Origin of the sequence: Clostridium transplantifaecale (assembly GCF_900626075.1) — a bacterium.
GTDB classification, from domain to species: Bacteria; Bacillota; Clostridia; order Lachnospirales; family Lachnospiraceae; genus Otoolea; species Otoolea transplantifaecalis.
Map to the genome: position 1 here is coordinate 1 of NZ_UYZY01000007.1, position 25,342 is coordinate 25,342.

Annotated in this window: 17 protein-coding genes; 10 read left to right on the plus strand and 7 right to left on the minus strand. The window is 49.9% G+C overall.

The window, feature by feature from the left end; all coding sequences use genetic code 11:
- The first annotated feature begins 498 nt into the window (after positions 1-498).
- Complete coding sequence (locus EJL91_RS24705; RefSeq protein WP_164516912.1) at positions 499-651, plus strand: hypothetical protein; 153 nt, start codon at positions 499-501, stop codon at positions 649-651.
- Here the strand turns inward: EJL91_RS24705 and EJL91_RS21190 are convergent.
- Entirely contained in the window at positions 648-1,700 is a 1,053-nt protein-coding gene (locus EJL91_RS21190; protein WP_125143967.1) for a HAMP domain-containing sensor histidine kinase, read from the minus strand. The genes EJL91_RS24705 and EJL91_RS21190 overlap by 4 nt on opposite strands.
- Positions 1,697-2,374, minus strand: a complete 678-nt coding sequence (locus tag EJL91_RS21195) for a response regulator transcription factor (protein WP_125143968.1) — start codon at positions 2,372-2,374, stop codon at positions 1,697-1,699. Before EJL91_RS21195 ends, EJL91_RS21190 begins: the two co-directional genes overlap by 4 nt.
- Positions 2,375-2,687: 313 nt before the next feature.
- Here EJL91_RS21195 and EJL91_RS21200 point away from each other — a divergent pair, with 313 nt between their 5' ends.
- From EJL91_RS21200 to EJL91_RS21215, 4 genes are all read left to right on the plus strand, one after another.
- A complete protein-coding gene (locus EJL91_RS21200) occupies positions 2,688-3,869 on the plus strand; it encodes an efflux RND transporter periplasmic adaptor subunit (RefSeq protein WP_125143969.1) in 1,182 nt (393 codons plus the stop codon).
- Positions 3,869-6,883, plus strand: a complete 3,015-nt coding sequence (locus tag EJL91_RS21205) for an efflux RND transporter permease subunit (RefSeq protein WP_125143970.1) — start codon at positions 3,869-3,871, stop codon at positions 6,881-6,883. The genes EJL91_RS21200 and EJL91_RS21205 overlap by 1 nt, the downstream gene beginning before the upstream one ends.
- Before the next feature lie 55 nt (positions 6,884-6,938).
- On the plus strand, positions 6,939-8,114 hold the full coding sequence (locus EJL91_RS21210; RefSeq protein ID WP_125143971.1) for a TolC family protein: 1,176 nt from the start codon (positions 6,939-6,941) through the stop codon (positions 8,112-8,114).
- 87 nt (positions 8,115-8,201) lie between these two features.
- Positions 8,202-9,419 (plus strand): TolC family protein, encoded by a 1,218-nt coding sequence (locus EJL91_RS21215; RefSeq protein WP_125143972.1) that lies wholly within the window; start codon positions 8,202-8,204, stop codon positions 9,417-9,419.
- Between the two features lie 721 nt (positions 9,420-10,140).
- On the opposite strand, the gene EJL91_RS21220 is transcribed toward EJL91_RS21215, so the two are convergent.
- The 4 genes from EJL91_RS21220 to EJL91_RS21235 all read right to left on the minus strand — a co-directional run bounded on the left by EJL91_RS21220 (position 10,141) and on the right by EJL91_RS21235 (position 17,200).
- Positions 10,141-10,941, minus strand: a complete 801-nt coding sequence (locus EJL91_RS21220; RefSeq protein WP_164516771.1) for a transposase — start codon at positions 10,939-10,941, stop codon at positions 10,141-10,143.
- Positions 10,889-11,953 carry an ISL3 family transposase gene (locus EJL91_RS21225; protein ID WP_243125265.1) on the minus strand — a complete coding sequence of 355 codons (1,065 nt, stop codon included), beginning with the start codon at positions 11,951-11,953 and terminating at the stop codon, positions 10,889-10,891. The genes EJL91_RS21220 and EJL91_RS21225 overlap by 53 nt, the downstream gene beginning before the upstream one ends.
- A gap of 251 nt (positions 11,954-12,204) precedes the next feature.
- Positions 12,205-12,687, minus strand: a complete 483-nt coding sequence (locus EJL91_RS21230; protein ID WP_125143973.1) for a hypothetical protein — start codon at positions 12,685-12,687, stop codon at positions 12,205-12,207.
- A gap of 265 nt (positions 12,688-12,952) precedes the next feature.
- Positions 12,953-17,200 (minus strand): acyl-CoA dehydratase activase-related protein, encoded by a 4,248-nt coding sequence (locus tag EJL91_RS21235; protein ID WP_125143974.1) that lies wholly within the window; start codon positions 17,198-17,200, stop codon positions 12,953-12,955.
- A 397-nt stretch (positions 17,201-17,597) separates the two neighbouring features.
- Here EJL91_RS21235 and EJL91_RS21240 point away from each other — a divergent pair, with 397 nt between their 5' ends.
- The 5 genes from EJL91_RS21240 to EJL91_RS21250 all read left to right on the plus strand — a co-directional run bounded on the left by EJL91_RS21240 (position 17,598) and on the right by EJL91_RS21250 (position 22,257).
- Positions 17,598-18,443, plus strand: a complete 846-nt coding sequence (locus EJL91_RS21240) for a rhomboid family intramembrane serine protease (RefSeq protein ID WP_125143975.1) — start codon at positions 17,598-17,600, stop codon at positions 18,441-18,443.
- Positions 18,444-18,520: 77 nt separating this feature from the next.
- Positions 18,521-19,957 carry a pyruvate kinase gene (gene pyk / locus EJL91_RS21245; RefSeq protein ID WP_125143976.1) on the plus strand — a complete coding sequence of 479 codons (1,437 nt, stop codon included), beginning with the start codon at positions 18,521-18,523 and terminating at the stop codon, positions 19,955-19,957.
- Between the two features lie 62 nt (positions 19,958-20,019).
- A complete protein-coding gene (locus tag EJL91_RS25200) occupies positions 20,020-20,145 on the plus strand; it encodes a hypothetical protein (RefSeq protein WP_279230060.1) in 126 nt (41 codons plus the stop codon).
- 499 nt (positions 20,146-20,644) lie between these two features.
- Complete coding sequence (locus tag EJL91_RS24710) at positions 20,645-20,797, plus strand: hypothetical protein (protein ID WP_164516913.1); 153 nt, start codon at positions 20,645-20,647, stop codon at positions 20,795-20,797.
- A gap of 194 nt (positions 20,798-20,991) precedes the next feature.
- The gene (locus EJL91_RS21250) at positions 20,992-22,257 is read left to right on the plus strand and encodes a diaminopimelate decarboxylase (protein WP_125143977.1); all 1,266 of its coding nucleotides are present in this window, start codon (positions 20,992-20,994) and stop codon (positions 22,255-22,257) included.
- Positions 22,258-22,517: 260 nt separating this feature from the next.
- Here EJL91_RS21250 and EJL91_RS21255 read toward each other — a convergent pair whose 3' ends face one another.
- Entirely contained in the window at positions 22,518-25,331 is a 2,814-nt protein-coding gene (locus EJL91_RS21255) for a hybrid sensor histidine kinase/response regulator (RefSeq protein WP_125143978.1), read from the minus strand.
- Positions 25,332-25,342 lie beyond the last annotated feature (11 nt).

Consider the following 25,342-nt stretch of genomic DNA (forward strand, 5'->3'; position numbering starts at 1 on the left):
ATTCCAAGGTCCCCTTCGGAAAGTTTTCTCCTTCCTTCCCCGGGCAGGTTGTCGGCGGGACTGAAGACTCAGCGAAGGTTGTTGCCCCGTCCGCCGGCTTCAGGGGCTGATTGTCTCTTTCGTCAAGTGGGGAGGTGGTATTGTCGCGGCCACAATATAGTCGTAACTATTTTACATTCTGACGATATCCTGGGTTGCATAAAAAGAGTATCAAAATAAACACTCTAAGATTATAAGATTATAAGCTTACATAGTCTCATAGTGAACAGGATGTAGTTTTCAGGCATCCGGGGAAACGTAGTGGCAGCGACAAGCGCCTTCCCCCATTGAAGAAATAGGACAGATCAGCCGCCGCAGGCCAGGGGCCGGGCAGCCGTCCTGGCTGAGTCTTTTGTCCCGGCCATAACCTTCCTGCGGGGAAGAAGGGAGAAAAAGATTCCGGAGGGAACCTGGGAGTTCATTGGCACTTACCGAGGTCTTTTCGAGGTTAGTACCATTATGTACTCCAATGAGCGCAAGCGTTTCCCGGAGGAACTTTTTCTGCCCGGATTCCCCGCCCGCGACATCCTGACGCCCGGGACGAAAGACTCATCGATCCCCCTCACCACCCCGGCCCCTGGCCTGACGGCGGCGTCCTCATTTTTCAACTAAATCCCCCGTGGCAGAATCACCTTAAAACAACTCCCTTCATCCACCCTGCTCTCCACTGAGATCGTCCCGCCCGACAATTCCACAATTCTCTTTGTAATCGACAGTCCCAGCCCGTTTCCGCTGCGTCCCAGCTCCTTATTCGCGCTGTAGAATTTTTCAAACACGCGCCGTCTGGTACTTTCATCCATTCCAATCCCGGTATCTGAAATTGTAATCTCCACGGATTCCGGCAGAACCTGCATGGAAGCGGCGATGCTGCCGCCTGCGGGTGTGAATTTGACTGCGTTCTGAAACAGGTTCAGCCATACCTGCATCAGAAGATCCGCATTGCCGAAATAGCGGACAGGTGGCAGGCTGATGTCCAGATCCAGATGCTTTTTCTCCCAGAGAGGTTCCAGCATAAGCAGGGCCTGGCGTATCTGCTCGTCCAGCTTAAAGTTTGACTGGCCGGTGATAATCTCCTGCTTTTCCAGGCGGGAGAGCATGAGGATATTGCCGGCCATGGAGGAAAGCTGTTTCGTGCTGTCCATTATAATGCGGATATACTCGTTTTTATCCTCTTCCGAGAGGGAAGGTTCCTGGAGCAGGGTGGCATAGCCCTCAATAGCTGCAAGGGGAGTCTTAAATTCATGGGAAATATTTGTCACAAAGTCGTTCCGGAAAGACTCGATGCTTCCCAGTTCCTGCACCATCCTGTTGAAATTGTCGGTCAGTTCCCTCAGTTCCCCCAGTGATTTCCCGGCCTCTACCTGTATCGTGAAATCACCTTTTGCCACCTGCTTTGCAGCCTGGCTGATATTGCCCAGGGGCACCAGTACCTTGAACCACAATACCAGGGAGATGCCGAAACTGATAAAGACGCTGCTCAGAAAAAAAATCAGGCTGGGGAAAAACGGGTTAAACTGCAGAAAGCGGATTTTCCGTTCCTCTCCGTTTGCAATGATGTTTACCAGAAAACCTGCCATCAGCGGCATCACAGACAGGGTGATAAAAATAAGAATCAGCATAAGAAACCAATACTGCGGAAGATGAAAGTGATTCTTTTTCATAGTTCGGATTTCACCACCTTATATCCAAGACCTCTCACGGTCATGATCAGAAAATCGTCGCAGTCACGGAAACGTTCCCGCAGCCGGTTAACATGGACATCCACGGTTCTTTCATCCGAGGTGGAGTCCATTCCCCAAATCTCATCCATAAGCTGCTGTCTGGTAAAAATCTTGTTGGGGTAGGACATCAGTTTATAGAGCAGATAGAACTCCTTTTGCGGGAGCAGTGTCTCTTCGCCGTTTATGGTCACGGTCAGGGCATCGTAATTGAGTGTAGTATTGCCGCATGTGATCCGGCGGTCCGTGGCGATTCTGGCCCGTTTTAACAGGGCGCCGACCCTCAGGACCATCTCGTTTACATCAATGGGTTTTACCATGTAATCATCGGTTCCGGCGAGGAACCCTTCCTGTTTGTCTTCAAACCGTTCTTTTGCTGTAATAATAAGAATCGGGAGCGTGTACCCGTTTCCCCTCAGCGTTCGGATCAATTCATAGCCATCCATCCCCGGCATCATGACATCGGAAATAATCAAATCAATATATTCAGTGTCCAAAAGTTCAAGCGCCTCCCCGCCATCCGCCGCCGGAACGGCCAGATACCCGCTGCGGTTTAAGACGGTGCAGAAAAGGGAGCGCAGTTTTACGTCGTCTTCTACGACCAGAACATGAAACATATATTTATCCTCCGTTCAATCAAACATATCATTTCTAAAATTCATATCACATCTTTATGAACTAATTATAAACCGGAAGCTTAATTACAGGAATAATTTTAAAAATCAGGAGGGAACACAAAAAAATCACGGTTAGTTTATATTCAGTTCATGTTCAGTTGATTTTCCATTTAAAGAGGGATGGTATACTCAGCTCAATTTGAAACCTGAGGTGGGGAATACCATTGTGCGCAAAACCTTGTTTTTACAAGGTTTGCAGTACTGTGGACAGTGGGAGGAGATTCCTGCACCGGTCAGTGAGGAGGACCAGATAATGATAAAAGAGAAAGTAAACTCGTTTATAAAAGCGGCTAAGAAGAGGAAAAAACTGACAGCGGCAGCCGTTATTCTGATTGTTCTGGTTGCGGCGGCAGCGGCCAGGGGAGGAAAAGAAAAAGCGATGCCGGGCGGGATGATGGGTGGCCAGGAGATGAACAATGTCGCAACCGTAAAAGCGGAGGTTCCGGCGACCGGCAGTCTTGAGAAGACGACCAGCCTGGCAGGGACGGTGGAGCCGGCGGATGTGGTTTATGTTTACGCGAAAGCGGGAGGAGATGTAACTTCTGTTCTCGTCAAAGCGGGAGATACGGTGGAAGCGGGCCAGCTTCTGTGCACCATTGACACGGAACAGGTGGACACCGCCAAAAATTCCATGGATTCGGCGGCGATCTCCCTGTCGGAGGCACAGAGCACCCTGAACAGGATGCAGCTTTTATACCAGGGCGGCGATATATCCGACCAGGAATGGGAACAGTACCAGAATAATGTAAAGAGCGCCAAACTGCAGTATGAATCGGCAAAGCTGGCCTACGAAAAGCAGGTGGAATACAGTTCCGTAACAGCTCCAATCGGAGGGAAGATAGAGAGCTGTGATCTTGAGGTGTATGACCGCGTAAATCAGTCGGCTCAGCTTTGCGTCATTTCAGGCCAGGGTAACAAGAGAGTTTCCTTTTATGTAACGGAGAATGTGGTCCAGAATCTGAGCCAGGGCGACAAGATGACAATCGAGAGGGATGGAAATTCCTACGAGGGTGTAATCAGCGATATCAGCACCATGGTGGACGATTCAAACGGCCTTTTCAAGATAAAAGCGGATCTGACGGAAGTGAATTCCGTTGCGACGGGCAGCGTGGTCAAGGTGAAGGTAGTTTCCGAAAGAGCCGACAACGTGATGACAGTGCCGGTGGATGCCATTTATTATGACGGGGGCGTAGGAAATGTTTACGTATACGAAGACGGGACCATACATAAAAAAGAGGTGGAAGTCGGCCTCTACGATTCGGAGACAGCGGAGATACGCTCCGGCCTGACGGCGGAAGAAATGGTAGTCAGCACATGGAGTTCCCAGCTTTACGAGGGTTCTACAGTCAATTTAAAGACGGAGGAAGATACCACGCAGGCGCTTGCAGACGCAGGTGATGCAGCGGGAGAAAAACCGGTGGGAGGGGATAATTAATGGGAAGAGGAATTACAAAGTACGTCCTTAAACATCCGGTCACTACAGTTATGGCGCTTCTCTGCCTCATTGTTTTCGGTATCTCATCCATTTTCTCGGCAAAGCTGGAACAGATGCCGGATATGGAGACGCCGATGCTGATTGTCAGGGCCAGTTATTCCGGTGCAGGCCCGGAAGATATCTGTGAGTTGGTGACGGAGCCGATCGAGGACGCCATCAGTACGCTGGAAGGCGTAAAGAGCATGAGTTCCTCATCGAACGACGGCAGCGCCATGGTAATGCTGGAATACGATTACGGAACTGATATGGATGAAGCTTACGATAATCTGAAAAAACAGCTTGAGAATGCGGAGAGGAATCTTCCCGACGATGTGGATACCTCTATTATGGAGATGAGCATGAATGCGGGAACGACAATGATGCTCTCCATCAGCCATTCGGAACAGGATAATCTCTACGATTACGTTGATCAAAATATTGTTCCGGAGTTTGAACGTATTTCTTCGGTAGCGGAAGTGAGCGCTATGGGCGGCTCCTCCGAATATGTAAAGATTGAGCTTCTTTCGGAAAAACTTACACAGTACGGGCTGACTATGAACGACGTCACTTCGGCCATCAGTTCGGCAAACCTGGCTTACCCTTCCGGGGAGGCCGTGGCAGGAAACCTGGAATTGTCAGTGACCACATCTCTGGAGACGGAAAAAGTGGATGAACTGAAAGACATTCCGGTTGCCACCGCAACAGGCGATCTGGTTATGCTGTCGGATGTGGCAAATATCTATGAGGCAAAAGAGGAGAGGGGAGGCGTTTCCCGCTACAATGGGGAGGAGACGATTTCCCTTTCTATTACAAAGCAGCAGAGCAATACGGCTATGGAAGTTTCCAGTGCGGTAAAGAGCGCCATCGAGGCGCTTGAGGCAGCCGATGAGAATTTGCATATCAATGTGGCAAACGACACTTCGGAGAGCATTATGGATTCACTGATGGATGTGGCGGAGACCATGGTGCTGGCTGTTTTTATTTCCATGATTGTCATTTTCCTGTTTTTCGGTGATTATAAGGCGTCCCTGATTGTAGGAAGTTCCATCCCCACGTCCATTCTGATGTCGCTGATTGCAATCACGGCGGCCGGTTTTTCTCTGAATGTCATCACGATGAGCGCCCTGGTTCTCGGCGTTGGTATGATGGTGGATAACTCTATCGTTGTGCTGGAAAGCTGTTTCAGAGCCACGGCTGAGGGCGATGATAAGGGAATCCTCGGATACAGTAAGGCGGCCCTGGAAGGAACGTCGATTGTCGGAAACTCCATTATTGGCTCCACCATTACAACTTGTGTTGTATTTATTCCTCTGGCGGCAATCCAGGGAATGACGGGCCAGATGTTTAAGCCGTTAGGCTTTACTGTTGTCTTCTGTATGCTGGCTTCTCTTTTGTCGGCCATGACGATTGTTCCGCTCTGTTATCTCTTCTATAAACCGATAGAAACGCAGAAGGCGCTTATGTCACGCCCGATAGACCGGTTTCAGCGGTTTTACCGCAGAGTAATGGAAAAACTGCTGAGACGGAAGGGAATCGTAATGCTGGCTTCCATCGCTATTATGGCTGCGACCATTTACATGGCGTCGGGAATGCAGGCGGAGCTTATGACCTCCGACGATACCGGTACGGTCAGCGTCAGCATTGAGACCAGGCCGGGACTTTTACAGGAGAAAGTAAGCGATGCCCTGGAACAGGCCGAGGCTGTCGTAGCAGCGGATGATAACGTGGATTCCTATATGCTGCGCTATAACGGGGACAGCGGCAGCATCACCGCTTACCTGAAGGACAAAAGGAGTATGGACACGGAGGATGTTGCCGATCTGTGGCAGAAGGAGATGGATAACATTGAAAACTGCACCATCGACGTCTCGGCGTCCACGTCCATGAGCTTTATGGGAGGCCAGAGAGGCTATGAGGTACTCCTGCACGGCACCCAGTATGATGAACTGAAGGAAGTCAGCGACAAGATAGTAAAGGAACTGACGGCGAGGGATGACATCATCAATGTCCATTCCAGTATTGAAAATAATGCCCCTATCGTCACGCTCAAGGTAGACCCGGTAATGGCAAAAGCCCACGGCCTGACCGCTTCCTCCATTGGTTCCACGGTCAACCAGATGTTGAGCGGTGTTGAGGCAACGACACTGAAAGTGGACGGCGAGGAGATTTCCGTCCAGGTGGAATACCCGGAGGATGAATACAGAACAGTGGATCAGGTGAAAGATATCATTCTCACCGATTCCAAAGGCGGCAAAGTGGCTCTCACCCAGGTAGCAGACGTTATTTTCAAAGATAGTCCGTCTTCCATATCAAAGACGGATAAAGCATATGAAATTACAATCAGCGGAGATTACACGGGCGGAAATACTAAGGCAGCCATCGACAGCGAAGTCATTTCCCCAAACCTGACGGGAACCATTACGCTGGGAACTAACAGCAGGGACAGAATGATGCAGGAGGAGTTCAGTTCCCTCTATTCGGCTATCGCTATTGCCGTATTTTTGGTATTCGTCGTAATGTCGAGCCAGTTTGAGTCGGTAAAATTTTCCGTCATGGTTATGACAACAATCCCGTTCAGCCTGGTGGGGTCCTTCGGATTCCTGAAAATCACCGGAGTCACTATCAGTATGACGACGCTGCTCGGTTTCCTGATCCTCATCGGAACCGTTGTAAATAATGGTATCCTTTACGTGGATACGGTGAACCAGTACCGGCAGGAGATGGATTTACATACGGCCCTGATTGAGGCGGGCGCAACCCGAATCCGGCCTATCCTGATGACAAGTTTGACAACGATTCTTTCCATGATCCCAATGGCTATGGCAATCGGAAGCAGCGGTTCCACGACCCAGGGTATTGCGATTGTAGATATTGGCGGACTGGCGGTCGGCGTCGTTGTGGCGTTGTTCATGCTGCCTGTTTATTACGGACTGCTGAGCAGGAGGCCAAAAGAAGAATATCAGGATATAGATTAAAAGAGCCGTTTTTGCAGGATAAAATATTTACAGGAAATCAGGAAGGAAGAGAGGAATGCGGAAAAAAAACAGAAAAGGGGCGCGGTTCTGCGTCCTGGCGGCCGGAACTGCCATATTTTCTTTGACAGTTCCCCATGCAGCCCTGGCGGCCAGTCCGCCGTTTGCCTATACAGAGGAAAAATGGGCGTCCATGAGGGATAATAAGCTGGAATTTGACGAGATAGGAGATTTGATTCACGAGTATAACAGCACCGTTTTGAGCAATCAGATTGCCTACGAGGACTATAAAGGAAAAGACAGCGACGAGGTGGCCCAGACTTACTACGATACGGCTGACGAGATATATGGAAGTATCGAATACCCGGATTCGGACGACGCTAATTACGGTTCCAGCCTGGCGGCAGCCCAGAGCAGTGAACTTCAGGCCGACCAGATGATGGAACGGGGAGACGAAAACGTATCGGACGGCGATGTGGTGAAGTGGGGATATGACAAGACGGAAAAATCCCTTGTCCAGTCCGCCCAGACCCTGATGATCACGTACTGGAACTCCGTCCTGTCCCTGGAAAACAGCAAGAACACCAGGGAGACGGCTGAAAAGGCGTGTCAGACGGCCGAACTTCAGGCCGCGGCAGGCACGGCGACCCAGACGGCTGTCCTGAACGCGAAAGATACGCTGCTTCAGGCGGAAGCCGCCATTACATCGGCTGAAAGCACGATAACGTCTACAAAAGAGAATCTGTGCCTGATGATGGGCTGGAAATACGGGGATGAGGTGGAGATTGGCGCCCTCCCGGAGCCGGATCCGTCAAAGAGCAGCACAATCAATTTGGAAGAAGATCTGGTCAAAGCGGTGGAAAATAACTATGAGCTGAAAATTCTGACCCGGCAAGTTAAAAATGCCAAGGTGGGCGCTACACAGAGGCAGTATGAGGAGACATTGAAAAGCAGTGAGGAGGCGGTGAAGGCCAACGTGAAATCGGCATGGCAGAGTCTTCTGCTGGCGGAAAACCAGTATTCCCAGACCCTGAAGAGCTTTGAGTTGGAGGAAAAAACCATGCAGTCGGCCGAGCGTAAGAAAGCGGCCGGAACCATGAGCCAGAATGCATATCAGAGTCAGCAGACCTCCTATACCAAGGCAAAGACGGAAAAAGAAACGGCCGCGCTGTCGCTTTTAAAGGCCCAATATGCCTATCAGTGGGCGGTGGACGGCCTGGCATCCACAACATAAAGATCTACGGTGGGTGCATTCAAAAGGAGGGGCATCTGGGGCGTAATGCGCCGGCAACGTAATCCATAGCATAAAGGAGGAAGCAGATTGAATAGAAGAATAGCGGGATGGGCGGCAGCAGCCGGAACGGCCTTAAGCCTGCTGTACCAGCTTCCGGTGCAGGCCGCATCAGGGCCTCTGATATCGGGCCTGGAGGAGTCGGGAGAAGCGGAAGGGCCTGCCCTTGCCGAGAATTGGGAAGAAGCGGATGAGTCCGGTGGAACGGCGGCAGTCAGCGAGGAGGCTTTGAATGATAACCTGATAGAGTACATCGAACTGGAACAGCTCATCCGCACCGGAAACAGCAGTGCAATCAACACACAGAAGAGCTATGAAAACAGTCTGGAAATCTATCAGGCAGCCTATGATTCCCTGATGAGCGCAAAACGTGACATGATCAACAAGGCGGATGAACTGGAAGACGAAGGGGCAGCCGATGAGCTTATTGCAAACTATGACCAGAACGCAAAGATTCTCTCATCATCGGCCAGTCAGATGAAGAGAAGCATCAATTCCCTGAATTCCGCCACCAGCCAGGCGTCTGTCAGCAGGACCATTAACAGCCTTGTCAAATCGGCCCAGACCCTGATGTATTCTTATAAGCAGATGGAATATCAGGTCAGCGCAGCCGAAAAGCGGGCAGAAGCCCAGAGCGCAGCATACGAACTGGCATCATCCAAGAGGCAGGCCGGATTGCTTACGGAGACAGACCTTCTGGAGGCGGAAAAGAGCCTTTTAAACGCCCAGGCCTCATTACAGTCCACGAAAGACAGCGCAGATAAGCTGAAACGCCAATTAGCCATTATGACGGGGAAAAATGCGAATGAGATACAGATCGGCGAAATCCCGGCCGTCACACAGGAAGAGCTGGACCAAATGAATCTATCGGAGGACAAGGAAAAAGCGGTAATCGCCGATTCAAACGTCAAATCGGTTAAGAAGAGTACCGCAACCGGCGACACGGCCCGGAAACTGCGAAGACAGCAGCTTGCAGAGGCTGAGGGAACCGCCAGTCTGACTATGGATGAACTCTATCAGGCTGTGACGGAGGCAAAACAGCTTTATGAGGGGGCGGCGGCATCCTATACGGCGGCAGAAAAAGATTATGGCGCTTTACAGACAAAATACAGGGCCGGCATGATCAATAAAAGCACATATCTGTCCGGGGAGGCGACATGGTATACGGCGATTGCTTCCTACAAGAGTGCGGAGATCACTTATAAGCAGGCGGCGGCGTCTTATCAGTGGGCAATAAAGGGGGTTTAGTTGAGATGCGAGGACGCCTCTGTAAGACGGCGGACGGGGGAGTGAGAGGTTGTTTATGAGTCTTCAGTCCCGGTTTGTAGGTTGTCGTGAGGGGGAATCCAGGAGAAAAAATTCCTACGGGGACTCGCTCCCGCTTGTGGAATGCGCAGCGGATGCTAGCTTCGTGTAAGACCTCAGCAAGCACTGGCGGATTCCAATGTCCCCTTCGGAAAGTTTTCTCCTTCCTTCCCCGGGCACGTTGTCGGCGGGACTGAAGACTCAGGGAAGTGTGTTGCCCCGTCCGCCGGCTTCAGGGGCTGATTGTCTCTTTCATCAAGTGGGGAGGTGGTATTGTCGCGGCCACTATATAGTTGTGATTCTTTTACATTCTGACGACATCCTGGGCTGCATAAAAAGAGTATCAGAATAAACACTTTAAACACTCTAGGATTATAAGTTACCATAGTGTCATAGTGAACAGGATGTAGTTTTCAGGCATCCAGAGCAACGTAGTGGCAGCGACAAGCGCCTCCCCTCTTGAAGAAATAGGACAGATCAGGCGCCGCAGGCCGGGGACCGGGCCGCTATCCTGGCTGAGTCTTTCGTCCCGGCCATAACCTTCCTGCGGGGAGGGAGAAAAAGATTCAGGAGGGAACCTGGGAGTTCATCGGCACTTACCGAGGTATTTTCGAGGTTAGTGACCGTTATGTACTCCAACGAGGTTCTTCCGCAGCTATGGACATTAAGCTTTAAAACCAAAACGAGTCAGCAGTAGCTGGTTGAGATCGAAACCGGGCCGTTTTTCTAGAAAGGACAGGCAAAACTTTTTAAACAGGCTTTCCAGTTTCATTCTTCCATATTCATTCCGTTTCGTGAGTTTGAATTGATTGTTTCCCCCTTCCACAAATCCGGAACTTTCCGGATTCCTGATTGCATTTTTCACTGAGTCTATGTCTTTTTTTATGCTTTCACAAAAGGGCTGGATCCGGCTCTTCTCATACTTCCGGATGAACGGGGCTAATTCTTTCTCATTGGATCCCATCAGGATTTTATGGAATTCTTGGTACATGGTATGGATTTCTGATGTAATGGGATAGGCCTGTTGGATGGCAGAACTGTTTTTCTGCACTGTTTTATCCCGTTTGGTTTTCGCATTGACCGTCAACAAGTACCTTACCACCTGTCCCCGGCTGAGACGGATCACCCCTTCTGCCTCAGAAGAGCGATACGCACAGATCGCGTTGCTCTGTTTCCAGCCGGGAAAGTTATTTTCCTTTAGGCAGTGAATGTAATCCCATATCGTGTTCAGGCTCCCACTGTATCCTTGATACCTGATGTATTGATAAATCGTGAGATCACTTTCACCGTTTTGGATCATCTTGTAAATCAGGTTGGAATAGGCGGCTACCTTCGAACCTTCCTTCCGGATTTCTCTCCGGCCCAGGCGCATGATTTCTTCCTCTGTCATATGGATATATCGGTTTGCTGTCTCATATTTCATGTGGAACTCGTCCATCAGAGGGCGGATCTTCTTTTCTTCCATCTGGGCCCACCTCTCCTGTACGGCACGGATTCGTTCGCTTTTTTTTAATGGCTTCATCCTGTTTTTTCCGAACCGCGTCGCTCAGACGATGGAATTGGCTGTCGAAAACAAGCTCCGTCCCGTCCGTTTTTAAGGGGCAGGCGTTATCATAGTGCAGAGAGGCCATTTTAGCCGGATCGATGGTCCGTTCAACCCAGATCTTTTCAGGCCGTTTTTTCAGAATCTCTCCGTCCTTTAGATAAAGATGGTCCGGTATTTCGTCTTTAGCAAGTTTCGAAAGAGCGGTACTCAGGTTCTGCAAGAGATGAAAACGGTCGGCTATCTGGATACAGTTCGGGCGGGCCAGGCGGATTGCTTCCGAGTAAGCGCTCGCCCGGTCCCGGGCCACCTTGTTTACTTTTTTATGGGCCAGAAGCCATTCCCTCAACGAGGCTCCGTCACGCCCTGGAAAAAGAGCGAGCGGCAGATGGGTCTGCGCGTTATAAATAACCGTCGCATAGGTCTGCCCTTTTCGGATCGCGACCTCATCCACTCCGATGGAAGTCACCTCCGGATCATCCGGCAGCTGAAACCGGCTGCCAAGCCGCAAGATGGAATCCCCGCTGACCTTTACCCCGATTTGGGCCAGCCTGCGGCTGCTGCCTTCGGCATTTCCGGCAAGAAAGGCGTCCAGGATCATTGCGTTCAGGGCGTCCGTCCTGGTTTGGGAATGTCTTGCGAAGGGAAGGGGTTCTACAAAGACCTTCCGTTGACAGTCCGGATTAGTACACTTATATTTATAAGATTTGACATGAAGGAGTGTGTGCTTGCCTCGGATGGGCGTATCCTGAAGGGTCCGGGTATAAGCCGAATTTAGGGTAGACGACAGGGCGCCGCAATCGGGGCAGGCACAAGGGTGGGACCTGGATTTTAGGTAGAGGTGCAGGGTGGAGCCATCGTCGTGCCACTCATAGATAAAGTGGTTTTCGTCAAACTTTAGGGGGCAGTTTTCCAGTTCCTTATATTTCATCATAAAAGATCCCTTCTTTCTACCACCATTATACCACGGCTGTCCATAGCTGCGGAAGAGCCTCCAACGAGCGCAAGCGTTTCCCGCAGGAACTTTTTCTGCCCGGATTCCCTGCTCACGACAATCTGACGCCCGGGACGAAAGACTCATCGATCCCCCTCACCACCCCGGTCCCCGGCCTGACGGCGGCGTCCTCATTTTTCAACTACCCCTATTCTATGTATTTCCTAAGGATTAAAAAAAGAACCGACAGATTACTCCGTCGGTTCTTTCACGATCGCAACAAAACTTTTCTTCAAAACCTTTGTAGCTTCCTGACATGACTTATATTCTTTGGAAGTGGTATCTTCCAGATAATCTTTGTATTCCGGTTCCAGTATGTAGGTCTTGTTGTCATAAAAACCGAGGATGGAACATCCCTGCAGATCTTTATAATCGACGTCTTCATAACAGATAATGGAGAAGAGCAGACCTGACCCGTCCTCCTCATATGCAGCTTTATCATAGATTTCGTAGGTAGATTCACCAGGGACGATTACACAGTTACCGGACCATCCGCTTGGCATTTTAAAAGAAAAATCGTCTGTAATGACCTTTGAACCCGTAAGTTCAATGGCAGCATCGGAATCAACGCTCTGACCGAAGCTTACAACCTGGGCAGTATGTTCAGCACCAAAAGCAGTGACGGAAAATGTCAGCGCCATCAGTGCAGTACAGATTAAAGTTCTGAACCGCATCCTTAAACCCTCCGTGTTTGTCTCAGGCGAAAAAGAGACATATTTTTATATATAGTATACTATGAGTACCAGATTCGAAAAACCTCATCAAGTATTCATAGTACACCGTAAATGCTAAGCTCGGAAAAACCTCGCTAAGTATTTAGGTGTGACTCATACTAGATTCGAAAAAACCTCATCAAGTATTCATAGTATACCATGTTGGAAGAAAATTGTCAGCAAAAAATTGGAAGAAACTCAGTAAAAAATTTCCAGTTCAGCGAAACTAGGAAACTTCTCCCGGTTTGCCTATATTTTTCTGTGCTGTTGCCAGCATGAGTTTGATACGGTTTAACTGGTTGACCTCACTCGCGCCCGGGTCGTAATCGATGGCGATGATGTTGGCTTCAGGATGGCTGCGGCGCAGTTCCTTGATGACTCCTTTGCCTACGATATGGTTCGGCAGACAGCCAAACGGCTGGGTGCAGATAATATTTTTAGTTCCGCTCTTGATCAGCTCCAGCATCTCTCCCGTGAGGAACCAGCCCTCGCCGGTCTGGTTGCCGATGGAAACATAGTGTGAGGCCATGGAGGCCAGGTCGTCGATTTTGGCCGGAGGAATGAAGTGTACGCTCCGTTCCAGCGCCTTTCTGGACGTCCGGCGGAAATATTCAAGCAGTGAGATTCCCATATTGCAAAGATAAGCGCTGGAGCGTTTGCCGCCCAGGTTATCCGCCTTAAAGTTACTGTTGTAGAAACAATACAGCAGGAAGTCCATAAGATCCGGCATAACGGCTTCCGCACCCTCGGATTCCAGCAGATCCACCACGTGGTTGTTAGCGAGAGGAGAGAACTTTACGAGGATCTCCCCGACAATGCCCACCTTCGGTTTTACGACGTTTCTGCGCGGAAGTTCATCGAAGTCCTTAATGATGCCGCGGAGGTTTTTGTTAAACTCCATCATGTTCGGAGCGCGTTTGGAAAGAGATTTCTGGCAGATATCCCGCCATTTTTCATGGAGTGCGTTGGCCGAACCGGGCTTCGCTTCGTAAGGCCTGGTGGCGTAGAGCACGCGCATGAACAAATCTCCATATACAACCGCCTGCATTGCTTTTGTAATCAGGGGCAGTGTGATCTTGAATCCCGGGTTTGTCTCCATGCCGTTGGCATTTAAGGAGATAACGGGAATCTGCGGCATACCGGCACGCTCTAAGGCACGCCTGATAAAACCGATATAGTTGGATGCACGGCAGCCGCCGCCTGTCTGGCTCATAATCACGGCCGTGCGGTTTAAATCGTATTTGCCCGAGAGCAGGGCGTCCATAATCTGGCCCACCACAATCAGGGAAGGATAGCAGGCGTCGTTATTGACATACTTCAGTCCCGTGTCGACGGCCCTGCGGTCCGCATTCTGCAAAACCTCCAGCTTGTAGCCAAAGCTCCTGACCGCTTTCTCGATCAGCTCAAAGTGAATCGGGGACATCTGCGGGCAGAGGATGGTATAATCTTTCTTCATCTCTTTGGTGAAGAAGACACGGCTGTAGGCGCTTGATACGGCCGATTTGTGGTAATGTTTCATCTCCCTGACACGGATTGCGGAGATCAGGGAACGCACGCGGATTCTGGCGGCTCCCAGGTTATTGACCTCGTCAATTTTGAGCAGGGTGTATATCTTGCCGGAACGCGTCAGGATATCATTCACCTGATCGGTAGTGACGGCGTCCAGGCCGCAGCCGAATGAGTTGAGCTGGATTAAATCCAGGTTCGGCTGAGTCTTGACAAAGCACGCAGCTTCGTAGAGGCGGGAGTGGTACATCCACTGGTCTGTGACGATCAGCGGCCGATCCACACGGCCCATATGGGAAACGGCATCCTCCGTCAGTACGGCAAAACCGTAGGAGGTGATAAGCTCCGGGATTCCGTGGTTGATTTCCGGATCCACGTGGTAAGGACGACCGGCCAGGACAATACCGTGATGGCCCGTTTCCTTCATCCACTTAAGAACTTCCTCGCCCTTTTTCTCCATGTCTTTTCTGGAGTCAAGCAGTTCTTTCCAGCCCTTCTTAGCCGCATCGCGGATTTCCTGTTCCGGAATGGAGAAATCTTCACGGAAAACTTCAATCAGGCGTTTGGTCAGAATCTCTTCATCGGTAAAAGCCATGAACGGATTGGAGAATTTCACCTTGTGCTCGGTCAGCTCCTCGACGTTATTCTTAATATTCTCTGCATAAGAGGTGACCATCGGGCAGTTAAAGTGGTTGCCTGCATCGGGAGTCTCGTTGCGCTCGTAAGGGATGCAGGGGTAGAATATGTACTCAATTCCCTGTTTAATCAGCCATTGTATGTGACCGTGCACCAGCTTGGCGGGATAACATTCCGACTCACTTGGTATCGTCTCAATTCCCAGCTCGTAGATTTTTCTCGTAGACTGGGGGGAGAGCACGGTGCGGAATCCCAATGCTTTAAAGAAGACGGCCCAGAACGGGTAGTTCTCATACATATTGAGGACTCTCGGGATTCCTACAGTGCCGCGGGGCGCCATATCGGCGGTCAGAGGCTCGAAGTCAAACATTCGGTGGTATTTATAGTCAAAAAGGTTGGGGGCGTCGCGTTTGGCCCTTGTGCCGCCGAGACCGCGTTCACAGCGGTTTCCGCTTACGAACTGGCGGCCGCCGTCGAAACGGTTGATCGTCAGGACACAGTGGTTGGTGCAGCCCTGGCATCTGGCCATCTTGGTCTCATAGGAAAGATTTAAAATCTTATCCATCGGGAGCATCGTAGTGGTCTTTGATTCATTGTAGCGTTCCCTGGCGATGAGAGCGGCTCCGAAGGCGCCCATGATTCCGGCGATATCGGGACGCACGGCCTCACAGCCGGCGATTTTCTCAAAGCTCCGGAGGACGGCGTCATTGTAAAACGTGCCTCCCTGTACGACAACGTGATGTCCGAGATCCTCGGCGCTGGTGATTTTTATTACCTTGAACAGCGCATTCTTGATGACGGAGTAAGCGAGGCCTGCGGAAATATCGGAGACGGTTGCGCCCTCCTTCTGGGCCTGCTTTACGTTGGAGTTCATAAAAACGGTGCATCGCGTTCCCAGGTCGGTCGGGTTCTTTGCAAACAGGGCTTCTTTAGCAAAATCAATTACGCTATAGTTTAAAGACTTTGCAAAGGTTTCGATGAAGGAGCCGCAGCCGGAGGAGCATGCCTCGTTGAGCTGTACGCTGTCCACGGTGCCGTCCTTGATCTTGATGCACTTCATATCCTGTCCGCCGATATCCAGAATGCAGTCCACATTCGGCTCAAAAGCTGCGGCCGCATAGTAGTGGGAGATGGTCTCAACTTCGCCCTCATCCAGCATCAGCGCCGCTTTTAACAGCGCCTCACCGTAGCCGGTGGAACAGGAATATACGATGTTTGCCTTTTCGGGAAGAATCTCATGGATCTCCTTCATGGCGCGGATTGCGGTCGCCAGCGGGCTTCCGTTATTGTTGCTGTAGAAATGATAAAGGAGAGCTCCGTCCTCGCTGACCAGGGCCACCTTTGTGGTGGTGGAACCGGCGTCGATGCCGAGATAGCAGTTGCCCTCATAGGTGGATAAATCGGCTTTTCTCACATTGTGGCTCTCATGGCGCTTTGTGAACTCACCGTATGCCTCACGGTTTTCAAAGAGAGGCTCCATGCGGTTGACTTCAAAGTCCATTCTGATGCCGTGGGAGAGACGTTCGATCATATCTTCCAGTGTTACAGTAGCCTTACCTTCCGAGTTCATGGCGGCGCCCACGGCGGCGAAAAGGTGCGAGTGGGATGGGGCAATGATCTGGTCTTCGCCCAGATTCAGTGTCCTGATAAAAGCTGCGCGCAGTTCGGACAGGAAGTGGAGCGGTCCGCCGAGGAATGCCACGTTGCCGCGGATTGGTTTGCCGCAGGCCAGGCCGCTGATTGTCTGGTTTACAACAGCCTGGAAAATAGAGGCGGAGAGATCTTCCTTCGTGGCGCCCTCGTTAATAAGCGGCTGGATGTCGGATTTTGCAAAGACACCGCAGCGGGCGGCGATCGGGTAGATGGATTTATAGTTTTTGGCGTAATCGTTCAGTCCGGATGCGTCTGTCTGAAGCAGAGAGGCCATCTGGTCAATAAAAGAGCCGGTACCCCCGGCGCAGATTCCGTTCATCCGCTGATCGATACCACCGGTGAAATAAATTATTTTGGCGTCTTCTCCTCCTAGCTCGATGGCAACATCGGTCTGGGGAGCAAAGTCTTTTAAGGATGTGGCTACGGCTACGACTTCCTGGACAAATGGAACACCCAGATGTTTGGAAAGTGTCAGACCGCCTGAACCTGTAATCATTGGTTCTACACTCAGATTGCCCAGAACATCAGCGCCCTTTTTCAGAAGACCCGAGAGGGTTTCCTGGATATTGGCAAAGTGACGCTCGTAATCGGCAAAGAGAATCTCGCCCGCATCGTCAATGATGGAGATTTTTACTGTGGTGGAACCTATGTCGATTCCTAATCTTTTATTAGAATTCATGATCAGTCGGGGATTACCCCTTCCCTCCTTTGTATTACACATGTATTCGGCCTAAGTTTAACATAGAATAGGAAAGAAAACAATTGATCCTATGCGTTAAAAAGCCGCTAAAAAACGCGCTTATTTGTTAATTTTGCCTATTGTGGAAGACATTTGGAGGAAAGGCGGCAAAGCTGTTAAAACGGTGTTAAAAAGCAGTTAATGCCGGTCGGAAAAACGGGAAAAATGACGCTTTTAGGCCGTTTACGCCAGCCGTAAACTGGCGGGGCTTTGAACCGCTTTCCGGGGCTGCTTATTGTATACATTTAAATACATTTGACAAAGCAGGCACCGGTATCTATAATTAGAATTCAAAAGGCATTTTTACGGCCTTTTAATGAAGAAAAGGATGTGAACTATGAATTTTTTTAGGAAAATGGAATATAAGTACGGGAAGTATGCAATCCGCAATCTGATGTACTATATTATCATCATGTATCTGGCAGGAATTCTGCTGAATCTGATCAACCCGATGTTCTATTATATGTACCTGTCCCTGGATGCAGGAGCCATTCTTCGCGGCCAGGTATGGCGAATCGTGACGTTTTTGATCTGTCCGCCCGCATCGGGAATTTTGTTTAACCTGATTGCAATGTATCTTTACTATTCGCTGGGAACGACTCTGGAGCGCACTTGGGGAGCATTCCGGTTCAACGTTTATTTCTTTATGGGAGTTCTCGGCCATGTTCTGGCGGCGTTTATCATTTATTTTGTGACGGGGGTTTCCTATCCGCTGACCACGTATTACCTGAATGAGTCTCTGCTGCTGGCATTTGCAGCCACCTTTCCGGAGATGCAGTTCTGGCTCATGGGTATCCTGCCGATCAAGGCAAAATGGCTTGGTATCTTTATCGGCGCCCAGTTTGTCTATGATTTCTTTTTCGGTGGAATCGTTTCCAGGATTGGAATCGGCCTGTCCATGCTGAACTTCGTGATTTTCTTCCTGATGACGAGAAACTACAGGCAGATTAATCCGAAAGAAGTGAAGAGAAAGCAGGAATTCAAATCGCAGATGAAGAAGGCCGAGGTACAGAAGATTATTCTGTCCCATCACAAATGCGCCGTATGCGGAAGAACGGAGAAGGACAATCCGGGCCTGGAGTTCAGATACTGTTCAAAATGCGCGGGCGGCCTTGAATATTGCATGGATCATTTATATACTCATAAACATGTAAGTGAAGAAGAGCTGAAAGAAATGCAGTAACATAGGTTATATTATAGTTAGACAAAGATAGAAGACCTGAAAAAGATGCAAAACGGTGACAGGAGGAATATTGACCGATGAAGAAAACAAAAATTATCTGTACCATGGGGCCGAATACCAACGACAGGGAAGTGATGAAACAGCTTGCCTTAAATGGTATGGATGTAGCCAGATTTAACTTCTCGCATGGGGACTACGAGGAGCATATGGGACGTCTCAGAATCCTTGAAAGCGTCAGGGAAGAGCTGGATCTTCCGATTGCAGCCCTGCTTGACACAAAGGGACCGGAGATCCGTACCGGAAAGCTGAAAGACGGCCGTAAGGTTATGCTGAAAGAAGGGGAAACATACATCCTCACAACAGAAGAAATCATTGGGGATGATAAGAGAGGATATATCAACTATTCGGGCCTTGTGGAAGATGTGAAAAAAGGTGACAAGATTCTGATCGACGACGGACTGATTGAACTGGACGTCGAAGCGGTAAACGGACGGGAAATTGTCTGTACGATCATCAACGGAGGAGAACTGGGAGAACAGAAGGGCGTCAATGTCCCGAACGTTAAGATTAAGCTTCCGGCCCTGACGGATAAAGATAAGGATGACATCCGATTCGGTATTGAGGCACGCTTTGACTTTGTAGCAGCCTCCTTTGTAAGGAACGCGGACGCTATCAGGGAGATACGCCGGATTATAGAGGACGGCGGCTCGACGATGCAGATTATTGCAAAGATTGAGAATGCCGAGGGAATCGAGAATATCGATGAGATTATCGAGGCGAGCGACGGCGTCATGGTTGCCCGCGGGGACATGGGCGTCGAGATTCCGGCCGAGAAGGTTCCTTATATCCAGAAGATGCTGATTCGAAAATGTAATGAGGCATGCAAGGTGGTTATCACGGCCACCCAGATGCTGGATTCCATGATTCGAAACCCGAGGCCGACGCGTGCGGAGGTGACGGACGTTGCGAATGCTGTATACGACGGCACGGATGCCGTGATGCTCTCCGGAGAGACGGCCATGGGCCATTATCCGGTGGAGGCAGTCAGAATGATGAGCCAGATTGTGGAAGATTCCGAGAAACATCTCGATTACCTTTCCTATCAGAAGAGGAAAGTCAGCGCGGAGAATGTAAAGAACATTTCCAACGCCGTCTGTTATTCTTCCGTATCCACCGCCCATGATCTGGGAGCCCGCGTCATTGTGGCGCCGAGTATCAGCGGATTCACGACCAGGATGCTTTCCAAATGGCGCCCGAATGCAATTATCGCAGGACTTTCCCCGAGTATGTCGGCCGTCAGGCAGATGCAGCTCTATTGGGGAGTGAAACCGTTCCACGCAAAACGCGCCGAGTCAACCGACGTTCTGATTTATTCTTCGATTGAGCTTCTGAAAGAGAAGAAAATTGTGGAAACGGGAGATATTGTCGTAGCGACGGCAGGCGTTGTGACTTATGCTAACCGCCATTCACCGGCAGCTGATACGAATATTATGCGTGTGGTGGAGGTGGATTGAGAGTTTAGTTGAGATGCGAGGACGCCTCTGTAAGACGGCGGACGGGGGAGTGGGGGGTGTTTATGAGTCTTCAGTCCCGGTTTGAAGGTTGTGGTGAGGGGGAATCCAGGAGAAAAAATTCCTACGGGGACTCGCTCCCGCTGGTGGAGCGCACAGCGGATGCTAAGACGTCAAAGAACGCCGTCTAAGCACCGGTGGGCTCCAAGGTCCCCTTCGGAAAGTTTTCTCCTTCCTTCCCCGGGCAGATTGTCGACGGGACTGAAGACTCAGGGAAAGTGACTGCCCCGTCCGCCGGCTTCAGGGGCTGATTGTCTCTTTCGTCAAGTGTGGGAGAGGTATTGTCGCGGCCACTATATAGTCGTGATTCTTTTACATTTTAACGGCATTTTGGGCTGCATAAAAAGAGTATCATGATAAACTCTATAGGATTATAAGCTTACACAGTCTCATAGTGAACAGGATATAGTTTTTAGGCATCCTGAGCAACGTAGTGACAGCGACAAGCGCCTCCCCATTGAAGAAAGAGGACAGATTAGCCGCCGCAGGCCAGGGGCCGGGCAGCCATCTTGGCTGAGTCTTTCGTCCCGGCCATAACCTTCCTGCGGGGGAAGAAGGGAGAAAAAGATTCCGGAGGGAACCTGGGAGTTCATTGGTACTTACCGAGGTCTTTTCGAGGTTAGTACCATTATGTACTCCAAAGAGCGCGAGCGTTTCCCGCAGGAACTTTTTCTGCCCGGATTCCCCGCCTGCGATAACCTGACGCCCGGGACGAAAGACCCATCGATCCCCCTCACCACCCCGGCCCCTGGCCTGACGGCGGCGTCCTCATTTCTCAATTAAATCCCCCACTTTTCCAGGAATACAGGTTGATCAATCCGGAAAAATAGTGTATAAATAATATCAGGACAATGGAGTCTGCCCCGAATTCAGGAAAATCAGTTTCCGGAACCGGTTCAGGCTCTTTTTACGTATCAGCAGAAACGTACATGCAGGCAGAAAAATATATTTTGACAGATACAAGGGAGGATACCGCAATGGAAAAGAAACCATTTGTCACACTGGCTCAGCTTCAGGAGATTATAAAGACATACCCTACTCCGTTCCATCTCTATGATGAGAAAGGAATAAGGGAGAATTCAGAGCGTTTAAACAAGGCATTTGCATGGAATAAGGGATTCAGGGAGTATTTTGCGGTGAAGGCGACTCCGAACCCGTTTATCATCGACATTCTTAAAAAGACGGGAAGCGGAGTGGACTGTTCTTCCCTGACCGAGCTTATGATGGCTCAGGCCATGAATTTTGAAGGGGAGAAAATTATGTTTTCTTCCAACGACACTCCTCCGGAAGAATTTAAACTGGCCAGTGAGCTGGGAGCCGTCATTAACCTGGATGATTTTACCCATATTGATTTTCTGGAGAAGACCATCGGTTCGATTCCCGAGACTATCAGCTGCCGTTACAATCCGGGCGGCCTGTTCAAGATCAGCAACGATATTATGGATAATCCGGGAGACTCCAAATACGGCATGACCACGGAACAGCTTTTTGAGGCGTTTAAGGTATTAAAGGCAAAAGGGGCAAAGCATTTTGGGATCCATGCATTTCTTGCCAGCAATACGGTGACGAATGAATACTATCCGATGCTTGCAAAAATCCTGTTTGAGGTAGCGGTAAAGCTGAAAGAGGAGACGGGAGCAGATATCCGTTTCATCAACCTGTCGGGCGGCGTGGGAATTCCTTACCGTCCCGGCCAGGAGGCGAATGATATTTTTGCCATTGGAGAGGGTGTAAGAAAAGTGTACGAGGAAGTTCTCGTACCGGCGGGGATGGGGGATGTGGCGCTCTATACGGAGCTGGGACGTTTCATGCTCGCGCCTTACGGCTGCCTTGTGACAACCGCCATCCATGAAAAACATACACACAAAGAATATATCGGAGTGGATGCCTGTGCCGTGAACCTGATGCGTCCGGCCATGTACGGCGCTTACCATCATATTACCGTGATGGGAAAAGAGGATCAGCCGTGTGATCATAAATATGATGTGGTTGGCTCTCTCTGCGAAAATAATGACAAGTTTGCAATCGACAGGATGCTCCCTGAGATTCAGCCGGGAGATTTACTGGTTATCCACGATACGGGAGCGCACGGATTTTCTATGGGATATAATTACAACGGAAAGCTGAGATCGGCAGAGCTTCTTCTCAAAGAGGACGGTTCCGTACAGATGATCAGACGGGAAGAGACACCGGAAGATTACTTTGCAACCTTCGATTTCTGTGATATGTTCAAAAAGGGCTGAACCCGAAAATAAATTTATTTTCTGCTATAATGCAGAAAGAGGCATTTTTATTGCAGTCAAAAGTGCAATATTAAGAAAGTCTTCATAATTTATTCAAAGAGAATACAAACATTTTTCTGAGAAGGGTGCTATACTATAAACATAATAAATGCACGATACAAACGAATTAAATCCTTTAACCTTTTTGAAATCCGAATTCCTAATGATTTAGCCCTGTGCCAAACGGCACAGGGCTTTTTCATTTCATAGGAAACTCTTTTTTATCGGGTCAAAAGTTCAAACAACTGCCTGTAATCGATTGGCTTTGACACATGGTCGTTCATTCCCGCGGTCAGAGCTTTGGTGATATCTTCGGCAAAGGCATTGGCTGTCAGTGCGATGATGAGAATTTCAGAGGCCTGTGGGTGTGAGCTGGTCCTGATTTTACGGGTGGCCGTATAGCCGTCCATGACCGGCATCTGAAGATCCATAAGGATTGCATCGTAGGTGCCTGGCTCTGAATCCAGGAAACGCCGGAGCGCCTCCTCACCATTAAATGCGCCGTCTACCGTGAAACCGGCATCCGAAAGGATGGTCTGGGCAATCTCCATGTTTAACAGATTATCCTCTGCCAGCAGCAGATGTTTTCCGGCGGCTTTTTGCCTGATTTCCGGCAGTTCGGAAGAGGAGGACAGAGCGGGGGTAAATTCGGGGCCGGCCGGCTTTACGGGGAGCGGTTCGGCAATCTTTAAATTGAGGGTAACAATAAAACGGCTCCCCTTTCCCGGCCTGCTTTCCACCTGGATATTACCCTGCATGGCGGTAACAATCCCGAGGGCGATAGGCATTCCCAGTCCAGTGCCTTGGATATGGCAGGATTTAGCCTCCTCCGCCCTGGAAAATGGAACAAATATGTAATTTAAAAAATCTTTCGACATGCCGATTCCATTGTCCTCCACAGTGAAGACAAAAGAGCCGTATCCCGGAAGACGCGGGGATACCTCCTGTGCGGTGACGATAATCGTTCCATTCTCCGGTGTGTACTTGACAGAATTTGTGAGGAGATTGATCAGAACCTGCCTGATTCGGCCGGCGTCTCCCAGCAGATTATCATGGATCAGTTCTGACGTATGGAAAATGATACCCTGGTTTTTAGCGGAGGCCTGGGAAGAGAGGATGGAGTTAACGTTCTCCATCAGTTCCCGCAGAGAAAATGGTTCTTCCGAGAGCTCCAGCTTTCCTTTTTCTATCTTGGACATATCCAGCACGTCGTTAATCAGTTCCAGCAGGTGGTAGCTGGAGAGAGAAATTTTCTGCAGACAGTCACTTGTTTTCTCAGGATTTCCGGCCTGTGACATGGCGATGGACGTCATTCCCGTGATAGCATTTAACGGTGTCCTGATATCGTGAGACATTTGGGCAAGGAAATTGCTTTTAGCCTCGTTGGCCTTTTTTGCTGTCTCATAGGCGGCAATCAGAGCCTTGCGGTTCTGTTCTTCAAGTTCCTTTTCCTCATCCACGCTGTGGGAGGCCAGGACGGCTTTGATCGGCACGCCTGCGCGGCTCTCGGCCAGGATGACATGCATGCGCATCCAGCCGTAGGAATTACCGTATTTTCTGCGGTATTCAAAGGAATAAATCGTCTCGCCGCCCGATATTCTTCTGCGGATTTCATCGAGAGAAAGCTTAGTGGCAAATAGTTCCCGGTCCTCCTCGTGGACAAAATCACATAAAACAATTTTTAAGCTGTCAAAACCGGTATCACCGTTAAGCCGGGCCGCTATGTCGTCCATGATATTGAAGTGCTGGAAGGTTTCCGCTGACAAATCGACGTAAAATACAGACTGGTAGAATGCGGAAAGTCCCTGGATAATATTCTGCAGTTCAAAATACAGTTTTTTCTGCTGTTCTTCTTCCAGCTCCTTGATCTTCTGATCCTGTATCTGCATGTTCGCAAAAATCACCTTGCTAACCCGCCCGTCCGTCATCTCCGCAATACTGAAACGGGAACGGACCCAGAGAAGGCCTTCCGGGTAAATACGCCTGAAGTCCACATCGTAGACAGGCTGCTGCTGGGACAGCGTCTTACGGAGAAAATCAGGGCTGCCGGCGCGGAGCATTTTTTCCTGATCCTCCTCAAATACAAGATTACGTACAAATTTTTCATAGTAGACGCTGAGGTTTCCCTTGGGAAAATCATGGCTTTCGCGGATGAAATCTTCCTGCCAGATTGCTTCCTCGATATCATTGTCGAGATCAAACAGATAGATGGAATAGTAGCACTGGCAGAGCGTGGAAAGTACATCCTCCCGCATCTGGGCTTCCTGTTTATCATCCTGCTCGTCAAAAGCCGCGATCACCCACGGATACTGTGCGGAGAATTCCGATACCGGAAGAATCTTAATGCGCCTCCAGCCTCCGGCCACATTCCTGAAAAGCAGTTCAAACTGTTTTTCACCGTGGGAGAGCCTGCGGGCAATATAGTCGGGATTGGCCAGATCCGTAATCAGCGGACGGTACGAGACAGCGACGTCTTCCAGGGCATACAGACGGAACAGCTTTCCGTAATTTGTAACATCCTGGGCCATTTCTTTCAGACGGTCGGAGATTTTGATTGTCTTAAAGGTCTGATCATTTAAATTACACAGGAAAATGCCGGTATAGCTCTCGCCGAGAGTCTGTACGATAATGTCGTATTCCTTTTTCAGCATAACCGTGTTAGTGATGTTCTGATGGTATCCGCGCAGGCAGATGCCGTCCGTGTAGCTCCAGTCCCGCATGCCGCCGCAGCGTATGAAAATCTCTCCCCATTCCGGGTGCTTCCAGGGATACTGAACCTCGGCCCGCTCATCGGAAATTATTTTCTCCACGGCGGCCTGGACATAGTCATAATAATCGTCGTCAATGTTTTCATACCAGGCGCGGTAGCATTCCTCGGGGGACGGTGTCTCATGAAAGCCGAGAAGGTATAGCATGGCGTTGTCTGCGTACATTCTGGGCTTTCTGCCCTCGTCCAGTTCAATTGCCCAGAGTCCGGTCTGGGCCGCATGGAGGAGTTCCTGTATTTTCTGCGTATCTTTAAAATGCTCCAACATAGAGTGGCATC